General features: G+C 31.7%; 10 protein-coding genes and 1 pseudogene. 10 read left to right on the top strand and 1 reads right to left on the bottom strand.

Annotated elements, in window-relative coordinates; genetic code table 11:
• Window positions 1-1,202 precede the first annotated feature (1,202 nt).
• From ACLBXA_RS21990 to ACLBXA_RS21945, 10 genes are all read left to right on the top strand, one after another.
• Entirely contained in the window at window positions 1,203-1,907 is a 705-nt protein-coding gene (locus ACLBXA_RS21990) for a response regulator transcription factor (RefSeq protein ID WP_447617479.1), read from the top strand.
• Entirely contained in the window at window positions 1,891-3,411 is a 1,521-nt protein-coding gene (locus tag ACLBXA_RS21985) for a HAMP domain-containing sensor histidine kinase (protein ID WP_447617478.1), read from the top strand. The genes ACLBXA_RS21990 and ACLBXA_RS21985 overlap by 17 nt, the downstream gene beginning before the upstream one ends.
• 209 nt (window positions 3,412-3,620) lie before the next feature.
• A complete protein-coding gene (locus ACLBXA_RS21980) occupies window positions 3,621-3,977 on the top strand; it encodes a YxeA family protein (RefSeq protein WP_447617477.1) in 357 nt (118 codons plus the stop codon).
• A gap of 223 nt (window positions 3,978-4,200) precedes the next feature.
• Window positions 4,201-4,563 (top strand): YxeA family protein, encoded by a 363-nt coding sequence (locus tag ACLBXA_RS21975; RefSeq protein WP_327886972.1) that lies wholly within the window; start codon window positions 4,201-4,203, stop codon window positions 4,561-4,563.
• A 68-nt stretch (window positions 4,564-4,631) separates the two neighbouring features.
• The gene (locus ACLBXA_RS21970; protein WP_327886973.1) at window positions 4,632-5,393 is read left to right on the top strand and encodes an ABC transporter ATP-binding protein; all 762 of its coding nucleotides are present in this window, start codon (window positions 4,632-4,634) and stop codon (window positions 5,391-5,393) included.
• Window positions 5,394-5,408: 15 nt separating this feature from the next.
• Window positions 5,409-7,262, top strand: coding sequence for an FtsX-like permease family protein (locus ACLBXA_RS21965; RefSeq protein ID WP_447617476.1), 1,854 nt, complete (start codon window positions 5,409-5,411; stop codon window positions 7,260-7,262).
• Between the two features lie 225 nt (window positions 7,263-7,487).
• A complete protein-coding gene (locus ACLBXA_RS21960; RefSeq protein ID WP_431156032.1) occupies window positions 7,488-8,591 on the top strand; it encodes an efflux RND transporter periplasmic adaptor subunit in 1,104 nt (367 codons plus the stop codon).
• Window positions 8,588-9,247 carry an ABC transporter ATP-binding protein gene (locus tag ACLBXA_RS21955; protein ID WP_447617475.1) on the top strand — a complete coding sequence of 220 codons (660 nt, stop codon included), beginning with the start codon at window positions 8,588-8,590 and terminating at the stop codon, window positions 9,245-9,247. The genes ACLBXA_RS21960 and ACLBXA_RS21955 overlap by 4 nt, the downstream gene beginning before the upstream one ends.
• 16 nt (window positions 9,248-9,263) lie before the next feature.
• A complete protein-coding gene (locus ACLBXA_RS21950) occupies window positions 9,264-10,442 on the top strand; it encodes an ABC transporter permease (RefSeq protein WP_447617474.1) in 1,179 nt (392 codons plus the stop codon).
• A 237-nt stretch (window positions 10,443-10,679) separates the two neighbouring features.
• Entirely contained in the window at window positions 10,680-11,087 is a 408-nt protein-coding gene (locus ACLBXA_RS21945) for a hypothetical protein (RefSeq protein WP_447617473.1), read from the top strand.
• A gap of 1,652 nt (window positions 11,088-12,739) precedes the next feature.
• On the opposite strand, the pseudogene ACLBXA_RS21940 reads toward ACLBXA_RS21945, so the two are convergent.
• A pseudogene (locus ACLBXA_RS21940) lies at window positions 12,740-13,087 on the bottom strand (DUF3221 domain-containing protein); the annotation flags it as partial.
• Window positions 13,088-13,179 lie beyond the last annotated feature (92 nt).

Genomic DNA, 13,179 nt, shown 5'->3' with positions numbered 1-13,179 from the left:
ATACCCTTTATAGATTATTCATCTTCACATAAAAGGTGATAAATTTAAAAGGACAGCTAACGAAAGTTAACTGTCCAACCCTTAAAGAAAGGGAGGAATTAATGGGTATATAAAAATTCCTCCACCTATATTGTTAACGAAATATTTAGTTTTATTCAGGGAGGAAAAATAAAAAGCTAGGATTTCTCCTAGCCTAAAAGGTATTCGCACACAGTAGAACAGCTTTTATTATAGTATTATTCAAAGTTTATGTACAACAGTAAGTTAAGGGAGAATCTACATTTACTAATAAGGTAGGTGAAGGTCTCATGAAACAGAAAAATCCAAAAGTTGTAATCAGATTTTCATGAGTAAATTTTTAATATTGTATGTTTTGCTAAGACCCATGGAGCTTGTCATTAGAAAAATAAAAAGCGTCTTGGGAGAAAGACGCTCGAAATTGAATGTACTGTAACGACTATTCTTTTTAGTATATGTAATTTATTAAAAGAATGGGACAGTGAAAACAAAATTGTTATTTGAAAGTAAATAAAAAAAGAGCACACGTATAAGTGTGCTTCTAGACTAAAAGGTTTGAATGTATGAACTGTGGAGTGCCATACACAATAATATATGCTTGGCTAATTAAAAGGTGAAAAGATTTATATAAAAACGCTATTTTGTACTTAGTAAATGATAAAGCAGCTAGCTCAATGAACTAACTGCTTTATCATCCAACAGTGACGATACCCACAATACACTGTAACGTAATGTTACAGCTATAGTATGAGAAGAATAAAAAATATTATGTAAAAAAAACAAAATAAAAACCTCATTTTGTTATAAATAAAAGGCGGTTATTACTAAAATATCTTGCTTCAATAACAGGACATCAAAGTTTATATTTTTTGAACATAAGATAAGTAAACCTCAATTACTTAATCAGTAATAATCTTGATAACTGTATATTAAAATTTCATTTCTATTCTTTTAAGAAAAACTTAAGAAACCTCCTCGATATTTGTTAAGAAATACGATTTATAATGAATTTAAATTAAAACCATAGCAATTACATGAATTGTTGTATTATTTCCAGCAATATGGTTATAATATTTAATTCTTTTGCTTATGGTAAAGAATTATTGGTATGCCGCTTCTATATAAAATACTTTAGCGAGTAAGTGGTAGAATGTACGCTCGAAAATGATATTGGAGGAAATTTTGTGAGTAAAGAAACGATACTAATAGTAGATGACGAGAAAGAAATTCGAGAGCTTATCGCTATTTATTTAAAAAGTGAAGGCTATAGGGTTCTACAAGCCAGAGATGGAGAAGAAGGCTTAGAGCTATTAAAGAAAAATGAAGTACATTTAATTGTACTTGATATTATGATGCCAAAAATCGATGGGATTCATATGTGCATGAAAGTTAGAGAAATAGAAGAAATGCCTATTATTATGTTATCAGCCAAAACGCAAGATATGGATAAGATCTTAGGGTTAACAACTGGGGCAGATGACTATGTAACAAAACCGTTTAATCCATTAGAGCTCATTGCACGAATTAAGTCACAGCTTCGTAGATATATGAAAATGAAAGGTAGAGTAAGTGAACAAAACGAAAATGAAGTCGAAATTGGAGATATTAAAATTAATGTAGCAACTTATGAAGTAATTGTTGCAAATCAAGAAGTGAAACTAACCCCCAGAGAATTTTCAATTTTAGAATTGCTAGCCCGGAATCAAGGAATGGTACTGAGTGCCGAACAAATTTATGAAAGAGTGTGGAAAGAACAGTCTTTCCAATCTGATAATACCGTTATGGTACATATTCGGAAATTACGTGAAAAGATAGAGGAAAATCCAAGGAAACCTCGTTATATTAAAACCGTTTGGGGAGTAGGTTATAAGATTGAAAAAGATATTTAAACCATTTTATTATTTAAATAAAAAAATTAAGAGTGTAATTAAAAAAGTGTTAAACTACGTGCAACGGAGTATTCGAATTCAGCTCGTTACTACATTTCTTGTTTGTGTAGCAATAGGTTTTCTCGTATCAAGAGGAGTAGCACCATTTTTTCAAAGCGCCAACCAAACGGTTACGATTGATTACAGAAGTGATATGGAGCGAATTAATCATAGAGCAAAGTCTGTGGCAGATGAAGCAATAAGAGATAATAAAGTTGATGCATTACAAAAGATGATTGATGAGGAAAATGAAAATATAGAATTAAACAGTTACGCTTTAAAAGTATTAGTTACAGATGAAGAAGGAAATGTTTTGTATAAAACAAAGCAAGCTGAAGAAGAAAAATTTAATTTGCATAGTAAGATAAGAAATGTTATGGATTTTGCAATAAATAATCCAACAAATAGAAGTGATTTTGAGGGGAAAGAAGAATCACGTAAAGAGTTCATTACTTTTTACCCTGTTACAATTCAAGACAAAAACCTATATATGTTTGTTAGCGGAATACCGGAGGGGGATGTAATATATACTACGGAAGAGGGACCTTTTCCATTCTTAATTGGGACGATTATATTTATCTTTTTATTCTTTTATATCACAAAGAGAAAAATGAAACAGATAGAGGCAATGGCGCAAGGAGTAAATGAGATAGCAAAAGGTAATCTATCGTATCGAATTGAAGAGAAAGGGCAAGATGAGATGGCATTATTAACAAAAAATATTAATCAAATGGCAGAAGAGCTGATGGTAAATATTGAAAAAGAAAGAGAAATTGAAAAACAAAAAAATGAATTAATTACAAATGTCTCGCATGATTTACGGACACCGCTTACTTCTATTATGGGATATTTACGTTTATTACGCGATGCAAGATATGATAATAGAGAGCAATATGATGAGTATATAAAAATCGCTTTTTCAAAATCAGAACAGCTAAAGAATTTAATAGAAGATTTATTTGAATACACGAAGTTAACAAATGAAAATATCGTGTTAGAAAAACAAGAGGTATGTATCAATGAAATGCTTGATCAATTAATCGAGGAATTGGTGCCACAAGCAGAGGAGCATGGTCTTTCTTTTGTAAAAGAGTTTCCTGATGCACGTATAAATGCAGGACTTGATTCAGAGAAGATTGTGCGTGTATTTGATAATTTATTAATGAACGCAATTAAATATAGTAAAGATAAGGGAGAAATTAAAGTCTCTCTTCGAAAAGAAGAAGATAACGCTTTGATTTCCATTGCAAATCAAAGCGAAGAATTTTCAAAAGAAGAACTGGATAACGTATTTGAACGATTTTATAAAAAAGATCAATCAAGAAGTAGAGTCTCAGAAGGATCTGGACTTGGGCTTGCAATTGCAAAAAGTATTGTTGAACTGCAGGGTGGAGAAATTCGAGCGAAATACGAAGATGGTGTTGTGCAATTTATTATTTCGCTACCTCTTGCAGGAGAAAAATAGTTGTGCTTCTATAAGCTATTGTTTATACGATGAATGAAAAAGAGCTCTTATAAGAAGAGTTCTTTTTCATACTATGTGAAAGTTTTCTAAGAAGATTTTTGTGAATGTATTCTTTTTGTACAAGGATTTCTTACTATAATTGAACTTGTCTTAGAAATTATTAATTATAGTTTACTTAAAGTTGTGACTACAGAAGAGGAGAAATATATGTGAAGAAATTATTACTTTTAATAATAGGACTATCTTTTTTAATATACGTATTACCTTTTATTTTACAAGGGGATTTAGACAGATTTAATCCGTTATACAACGAAAAAAATGTATATGCCCTTGTAGAGGAAGTAGGCGTACCTGATCATAATTATCCAGGAAGATATAAGTATTTGGTAAATGGGATAGACGAAGCAGGAAGTGAGGGGAAATATAAAGTAGGAACTAGTGACCCTAATGTTTTCAAAAGAAAAACTTACTTGAAAATACATGTAAAAGGAAAATATGTTTTCTCCTATGAGGAAGTACAAGAAAAGGAAATCCCCAAAAAGGTAAGAGAAAAACTTAGAAAATAAACTAGCAAGTAAATATGTTGTTTACATAACGAGATAAGAAGACCCCTTAGAATAAAGGGTTCTTTTTTTATACAATATGAAAGATTTTGTTAAGAAAAACTTAAGAAGCTTCCTCATTTTTTATTAAGAAATGGTCTCTATACTAAGAAATGTGTTACAGAGTCTCACGAAACTTTAAAGAAAAATAATCAACTACATCAAAAGAGAAAGGTGGAAATTACAGATGAAAAAAACGTTGATTGCGGTATCAGGATTAATTGTTATGGCAGGCGGAGTATTCACTTATATCGGAGAGGAAAATAGAGATAGATTTAATCCAATGATAGAAGAAAATGATGTATATGTTCTTACAAAGGGAGAAGCAGAACCAGACCCTGAATACGCTGGTAAGCGATATATGTACAAGTTAAACGGAGTAGACGAATCAGGAAATGAAGAGCAAATTAAAGTGGGACTTGCTGGTAAAGACGAGTATGTAGATTCTTATTTAAAAGTTCATGTAAAAGGGAAGTATGTTTTCCAATTTGAAGAAGTTCAAGAGAAGGAAATTCCTGAAAAGGCAAAAGAAAAACTTAAGAAGAAATAACATATAAGGTTAAGAAACAGTAGATCAATTACAAAAGAAAAAACAAGAAAAGTAGTAGGAGGATAAAAATGAACAAACCAGTTGTATATGTTAAAAACGTACAAAAAGTATACGGTAAAAAAGGTGAGAGTCAATCATACGCATTAAATGGTGTATCATTTTCAATTCAACAAGGCGAATTTGTTGGTATTATGGGGCCATCTGGCTCAGGTAAAACGACATTATTAAATGTTATTTCAACATTAGATAAAGCAACGGGAGGCGTTGTTGAAATTGATGGTATCGATATCACAAAGATGAAACAAGGAGAGCTTTCAGATTTTCGGTCTCAAAAATTAGGATTCATCTTTCAAGATTTTAACTTACTAGAAAACTTATCAATTTATGAAAATATTGCTCTACCACTTTCACTACAGGGGGTTGCTTCAAAAAAGATTGGGCCCAAAGTAGAAAAAGTGGCAGCAATGCTAGGAATTTCGGAAATCCTTCGAAAATATCCATCAGAGGTATCGGGTGGACAAAAGCAACGCTCTGCAGCTGCACGTGCACTTGTACATGAACCAGCCATTATTTTAGGAGACGAGCCAACAGGAGCACTTGATTCTAAAAATGCAACAAGTCTTCTAAATGCAATGACAGGCTTAAATGAAAAGCAAGATGTTTCCATTATGATGGTGACACACGATCCATATAGTGCAAGTTACTGTCAACGTATTTTATTTATTCAAGATGGTGAGCTATATAAAGAAATTCAACGCGTTAGTACACGTGAAACGTTTTATAAAGAAATTTTAGATGTGCTTGCAGACTTAGGCACACAAAAGGCGTAAGAAAGGAGATTTACTATGTTATTTAAGCTTTCCATGTCAGGAATAAAGGGTAAACTGAAAGATTATATTGTCTTACTTGTTGGTCTTGTTATGTCAATTTCAGTTTTTTATATGTTTCAAACACTAGCATTAAATAAAGCATTTCTTGAATCAAATAATGCTTTCAAATCAATTGGAATGGTTTTCCAAACAGGTTCAGCCTTACTAGCAATTATCACATTCTTCTATATTTTATATGCAAATTCTTTCTTGTTGTCACTTCGTCAAAAAGAGTTTGGGATGTATATGATGGTAGGAGCGAAAAAATATAAGGTTGCACTCCTTATGTTTTTGGAAACCATTATTATTGGGGCAGCATCCTTAGTAATTGGTATTACGGTAGGTGTAGGGCTTGCACAAGGGATTGGCAAACTCCTTATGAAGCAGCTTGATTTTAATGGCAGTGGTTATCAAGGCTTTTATGTACCGTCGATGGTAGTTACTTGTATATTCTTTTTTGTACTATTTTTACTATCTGCCATTATGAATAGTATGAAACTTTCCCATATATCCGTTTTGAAGCTTGTACACGCAGACGCTCATGTTGAGAGAGGATTAGTGAAAGGGAAAATGACTGGTGTAGTAGCTTTCTGCTCAATTATTTTATTGGGAATGGGCTATGCTTCCATGATTTATTTAAATAAATTGAAAGAGATGGGTATTGTAATTGCAATGATTACGACAACGGCAGGAACATATATGTTATTTGTTTCTGTGCTCCCACTTTTGATTAAAAAGTTAAAAAATAATAAAAAACGAAGTGAAAAAGGTCTTAATGCTTTTACCTTCGCTCAATTAAACTTCCGTATGAATAGCTTAACGAAGGTTCTCGCAACGGTAGCGATGTTAGTTGCTCTTGGAGCTGGGGGAATCTCTGGCGGTATGGCTTTCAAAAATAATGTGTTAAGCTCGACTGAGCGCTATAAAATATACGATGCAGTTATTCATAACCCAACGGCAGAAGAGAAAATCATTTTAGACAGTATTACATTTAAAGAGAAAAGTGAATATCGTTATAAGGTAGATGAGAAATTCGTTTATTACTTAAAAGAGGATTTAGAGAAAAATCGTCTACTTGTACAGGAGAGAATTGACGGGAAGTATAGTGGTAAATTAAAACGTGTTTCCGGGGATCTACCGGTAGGAGCTATTTCGAATGTTGTTCAAGAAGAAAGCAGCGATGCTAAGATGATTCCAGACGAATGGAATATAGCTATAAGTTCTATTCAACCGTCCTATGTAGGTTACAGTGAGAAAACAATCAAGATAGTCGACGAAAATATGTACAAGGGAATATCGGAAAAAGAAAACATTATATTCGTTGGAAAAACAGATGATTATGTAGCATATACAAAAGAATGGAAAAAAATTGATGAGTTGCAGCTGGTTAAATATAAAAATATAAAAGCTGAAGATATGTTTAGTAAATATATATTATATTATGATAATTACGTTGGTGCTTGTGGAGCAGTATTTATGGGATTTTTCCTAGGTATTGCATTCCTAGCGATGATGGCAAGTTGTTTAATGTTTAAAATCCTTACAGGTGCATCAAAAGACATTATACGTTATGAAATGCTTCGTAAAATAGGTGTTCGCCGTGAGTTGTTAACGAAATCTATTTATAAAGAGTTATTTTTAGTATTTTTATTCCCTGCAATTGTAGGAATAATCCATGTGTTAATTGGTATGAATATTTTTGGATTTTTTGTAATCGATCCATATTTCCGTATTTGGTTGCCAATTCTAATTTTTGTCGGCATATACACGGTTTATTACCTTATTACAGTACAATTATATAAAGGAATCGTTCTTCCGAAAGAGAGATAATACAAAATGAAGAAAAAGACCCAAAATTTAAGGTTTTGGGTCTTTTTATATTTCAAAAAAACTTTATCTTGTATTAACGTGTAGTAAAAAACAGGGATGGCAAGTTCATTTTATTAAGAAAAACTTAAGAAATCTCTTCGGAATTTATTAAGAAACCATCTATATACTAAAACTTGTCTTCTTCAAATGAGAAACGTGAAATATATACGAAAAGGTGAGAGATAAATGAAAAAGAAAAATAAATTATTACTAATTGGTTTAGTGACTATAGGGACTGGAGTAGGGGCATATTTTACCTTTGCCGGAGATACTAGGGAAGTTGCTATGGCATATGATACTTATAAAATTACAGAGAAAAAAATAGAAAATGCACAGAAGTTTGGTGGTGAAGTGATTCCTAATGGGATTGAAACCATTGCGTTTGATTTATCAAAAGGTTCCTATAAGCTTGCTGTTAAAAAAGGTGATGAAGTAAAAAAGGGACAATTTCTATTTCAATACAATGATTCATCTATAAAAATAGAAAAAGGCGAAGCAGAGATGCAGAAGAAATTGGCTGAAAAAGAAGTAGCATTGCTGCAAAAGCAAATTGATATAGCAAAACAAAAATTGCAAAAAGATAAAAATACTGGTGTTGAAAAAACGATGCTGCAAGCAGCTGAAAATGAAATCCAAGGGCAAGAAGCAAATCTTGAAATGAAGAAATTTGAAGTCGAAAAAGCAAACCAAATAATACAAGCGAATAAGGAAAAAGCGAATGCACTAACAGTTACAAGCCCTGTTGATGGTGTGATTGAAGAGATTAGCAAGGAAACAGATGGTAAAGCAGGGATGAGCGGCATTATAATTCGTACTGCTGGTCCATTAAAGGTAAAAGGACAACTATCAGAATACGAACTTTCAAAAGTAAAGGTAGGACAAGAAGTTTCTATTACATCCAAAACAATACAAGGAAAAACATGGACAGGAAAAATAACGGAGATTGGAACGACACCGGTAAAAAGCGTAGATGAAAACAAGACAGTTTCTGAATACCCGTTTGTTGTAACATTAAATAACTCTGAGGAACTACAGACAGGTTTCCATGTATACGTCACAAATAAAACAGGTGAAGCAAGCGGTACAGTTGTTCAAAAGAGTAGTATTGTGAAAAAAGGTGATAAAAACGTTGTATTTACTGTGAAAGACGGTAAAGCAAAGGAACAACCTGTCACGATTGAATTTGAAACAAATAATGAAGCAAAAGTTTCTGGTGTAAAAAAAGATGCTTCCATTATTGCTAAACCAGAAAAAGATCTCACAGATGGTATGGAGGTTGCCGCTCAATGATTGATTTAAAAGGCATCACAAAATCCTTTCAAAATGGTGAAGAAACGGTTCAAATCTTACACGGTATTGATGTCACACTAAACCAAGGGGAGTTTACTTCTATTATGGGTCCCTCTGGTTCCGGTAAGTCAACACTTATGAACATTATTGGTTGCTTAGATAAACCTACAACGGGTACTTATTCATTAGCAGGTCAAAGTATTTCGAATATGTCTGAAACTGAACTAGCACATATTCGGAATAAAGAAATCGGATTTGTATTTCAAAACTTTATGTTACTCCCTCGTTTAACAGCATTACAAAACGTAGAATTACCGCTTATATACGCTGGGATAGATAAGAAAGAACGCCGTGAACGTGCGCTAGCAGCGCTTACGAAAGTAGGTCTTGCTGATCGTTCAAACCATCTTCCAAATGAACTATCAGGTGGACAAAAACAACGTGTCGCAGTTGCTCGAGCAATTGTAAATAATCCGAAATTTATTTTGGCGGACGAGCCAACTGGAGCACTCGATACAAAAACGAGTCAACAAATCATGGATCTCTTTTACGAATTAAATAAACAAGGTGCAACAATTATCATGATTACTCATGATTGTGAAATTGGAGAAGCAGCAGCGCGCCAAATCGTTATTCGTGACGGTAATATTGCCTAGGATTGGAGAAATTAATTTGAATACAAATGAAAATATACGTATGGCCATATCGTCCATCTTTGCCCATAAAATGCGTTCCATTTTAACAATGCTTGGAATTATTATCGGTATTTGCTCCATTATTACAATTATTTCAATGGGGGATGGATCAAACGAAAAGATGAAAGCGGAGTTAAGCCAAGTCAAAGATGATGAGCTTACAATTTTTTATGATAACCCTGACTTTGGTACAGAGAAAGCAAAGATTACATCTGAAATGATAAAACAACTTGAATCGGTACAAGGAGTAAAAAGTGTATACCCAAATGTGAGTATGGAAGTAAAAGCGTATGCTGGGGCAAAAGGTGTGCCGTTAGAATTAAATGGTGGTAAAGGTAATTTTATGGAGGATAAAAAATTAGAAATTCTTCATGGACGTGAACTAAATGATCGGGAGCTAATTCAAGCATCTCCAGCTGTTGTCCTAAATGAAGTAGCTTTCAACAAATTATTTCCTGAATGGGAGAATAATTTATACATTGATATAAAAGGAAAACCTTATAAAGTTGTTGGTGTTTATAAAAATAAAGAAAAGCATATATCTTCAAGCCCAATAGGATATACATCTCTTGAAAATACTCCTCTTATATCTGGGGTAGATGAATATGATACGGTGACATTAAAATTATATTCTGTAACTGATCGAAAAAATGTAGAAAATCAAGCTGTTTCTCTTGTCAATGAAATCAAATCACCAAAATTTGAAAATAAGTTCAAAACTTCTGAGGATGGGAATGAATTTATGGGGGATTTAGATGATTCCACGAATATGTTGAAAATGGTATTTGGCGGGGTTGCAGGGATTTCTCTACTAGTAGGCGGTATTGGTGTAATGAATATTATGCTTGTATCTGTAACAGAACGTACACGTGAAATTGGTATTCGTAAAGCGCTTGGTGCAACGCGCGGCAAAATATTAATGCAATTTTTAATAGAGTCTTGTATTTTAACAGCATTAGGTGGCTTTATTGGATTTATACTTGGTGTTTTCTTTGCCTGGCTTATTGCACTATTCGCAGAATGGCCACTTGTTATTTCGGTAAGCTTAGGTATTACTTCTGTAGGATTGTCTATGTTAATTGGCATTGTATTTGGTTTACTGCCAGCTAATAAAGCAGCAAAGCTAGATCCAATTGAGTGTTTACGGTATGAATAAGAAAGTAGGAGGACATAATTTTATTTATGTTCTCTTGTTTTTTGAATAGTTTATAAATAATTATAACAGTGCTTAAAGTAGTAAAATTAACGTTTTTCATGTCGAATCAAAGAATTAACTTATATTAAGTCTTTATTTAACTCTGGCATCATGTTTAATTATAAATTTAGTATTTATTTTGTTAATCTTACTAAGTGTATCAAACGTTGTAATCTTAAAATAAAGGAATGATCTTTCATGCAATCATATGTTGTATATATCTTAGGATTAGTTGGTAATGGAATTGGATTTATTTATACATCATCCAGGTATTTAGGAACAGGAGATGATTCCATATCTCAAACATGGGAAATTTCAAGTGAAATTTGGAGGCTAGTTCCTATGTTATTGTTCGTGATTGGAATACTTATAAATGGATTCTTTTTATCATTAGAAAAACATTTTAAATTTTTAGTATCATTAACAATTATTTTAATAATAAATACTTGTTTTTTGCTATTCGAATCTATCAATGATACAAGTAAAATGAATGAAATAAATTTGATATATAAACAAGATTTATTAATAAAAACTCCTCAAATATGTCTTGCTTTTCTCATCAGTTCAATAATCTTAATGTTATTATATAAAAAAAGTGAAGCATAAATTTTTAATAACCTTCTTAATTTAGCTATATATAAGAGTGAGAAGAGAAGAGTAAAGTGAAGAAAATCAGTAATAGCAAGGGTTTATAAGATATAGGGTGTAAATTTTTTTAAACCCTATAAAATGGAAAATAATACAAAAAGAAAGATGACAATAGTAAAATTAATGTTTTTTATGTCGAAATTTACTTAGCATTGCTTATCAAAGTAATACTTATGAAATTTATAAGGGAATCAATTGCTGGCAGGCTAGCCCATCTATCTTGTCTATTTTTTGTACTATGTATTTAAATTTGTTAAAGAATAGATAGGCATCTTAGGATACCTTTTTTTATAAATAAAAGTAATGTAGTATTTAAAACTAAACGTTCACACAAAATTACATGTATTTAGTTCTGTAAATCTATAAACTTTTCGAATTTGAGACAAGAATCGCTAAACTACTTAGCCAATGATAACACATGTTTCATAAAATATATTGGTTTTAAAAGTAGGCACTAATATAAAAACATATGAAAAATAAATCAGAGCATCCCCTAATCAGTCTGCATTATAGGGGGGATAACATGCGGCATTCATTTCTAGATACTATATACCTATATTGTAAAAAAAGAACTCTTGTTAATAAGAGTTCTTTTTTTATGTGAATATTTTTCTTAAGGAAAAGTTAAGAAACTTTCTCACTTTTTATTAAGAAGTTCTATTTATATTTAAAAATGTGTTAGAGAGCATGTCCGTTCTTATTGAAATCTAAGAGAATGAATGAGTTCACATATAATTGTACGGAAAAAGAAAGGTGGAAAAGAAAAATGAAAAAAGATTCAGTTATAATTTTAGGGTTACAATGAGAATGACTTTCAATATAGTTTAATATGTAATTCTGTATACATAAGGTGGCGATATAAGACAATCTATCTGAGATTTAGAATATTCTTAGAAGAAAAGGGGGACAAATTTTTAAAACCATGAATGGAATTGTAGCTGTTTTTTACATACGTTGGTTTTATAAGTAAGTATTTCGTTGAGTTTATTTTTGTTCGTTTGCTTTAAATGAAATATTTTAATGTTGATAAAGTTTTACAATTTGGGATTATTAAACAAAAATGAGATATTGTGTGTTATACTAAAGGAGCAACAAAGCAAACCATCCTGATAATATTGTGTATATTTATCCTATGTATGTCGTTTGTATTAGAAATGAGAAGTCTCTTTAAAAAGGGGCTTCTTATTTTTGTATGGAGGGGTTATTACAGATGATTAATATCAAATTTTTTTAATTACTATGACAGGCATTGCTTTATTTTTTTATATACAACATGCTGGAAAACCAACGAAAAGAAACAAATGGATATTCTTTGTGGTGGTATTTTTCTTTTTCTTTTTGAACTATTTATTTCTTAAATATGTATAGGTAAATGTAGGTGGGGATACGTTTTTTATAATATATATTTTTTAAAGCTATGATAAGGATTTAAATAAGTAATATGATGAAAAATTCCTAAGGTGAAAGTTGTATTAGCTAGTGAGAAAGAAGTATGTTATTAAATATTAGGGGTACGAGAAGGTAAGGAATCCAAGAAAATGTAGAATATAAAAAGGAGCCGTTATTCGACTCCTTTTTATATGAGATAGCTTAATTATTGAAAATATTACCTACTGAAATACTTTTTCAATTGTAGGCATAACAGCTATTGGTGGTAGGGATTTAGTCCATGCAACTGCATATACATTTAAATTCTCACCTAATGTGTAGTTTGCACCATCTGAAACAGGGACCCTTAAAATCTTATTTTGAGAAACTAGATCCCACCACCAATCATGTTGATAAGCAAGGGCTTCATCTTTTGTAGATGTAGCTGCAACTACTAAATAATTGTTCTCTACTGAAATGACATATCCAGTAAAAGGTTCTTGTTCTTGGTTCTGAATAGAATAAACAGGAATGTTGTTGGCGGAAATCTTGTTAGAATCTGCAAAGGCCGGTGTTAATCTGAATGTAAATTAACAATTCTTTCACTATAATTCCAAAAATGTTAATATTATCTATTAATGTAATTGAATTTGTGTTATAATTCACTAGGTGAACTATTATT

Source organism: Bacillus sp. D48C, from assembly GCF_053345735.1.
The sequence above is the reverse complement of the archived record's forward strand: the minus strand, read 5'-3'. Positions and strand labels throughout refer to the sequence as shown.

What these genes read in the sequence shown, in the direction of transcription:
- ACLBXA_RS21945 (WP_447617473.1), top strand. Translation starts at nt 10,680, where the DNA reads ATGCAATCATATGTTGTATATATCTTAGGATTAGTTGGTAATGGAATT.
- ACLBXA_RS21970 (WP_327886973.1), top strand. Translation starts at nt 4,632, where the DNA reads ATGAACAAACCAGTTGTATATGTTAAAAACGTACAAAAAGTATACGGT.
- ACLBXA_RS21955 (WP_447617475.1), top strand. Translation starts at nt 8,588, where the DNA reads ATGATTGATTTAAAAGGCATCACAAAATCCTTTCAAAATGGTGAAGAA.
- ACLBXA_RS21975 (WP_327886972.1), top strand. Translation starts at nt 4,201, where the DNA reads ATGAAAAAAACGTTGATTGCGGTATCAGGATTAATTGTTATGGCAGGC.
- ACLBXA_RS21960 (WP_431156032.1), top strand. Translation starts at nt 7,488, where the DNA reads ATGAAAAAGAAAAATAAATTATTACTAATTGGTTTAGTGACTATAGGG.
- ACLBXA_RS21965 (WP_447617476.1), top strand. Translation starts at nt 5,409, where the DNA reads ATGTTATTTAAGCTTTCCATGTCAGGAATAAAGGGTAAACTGAAAGAT.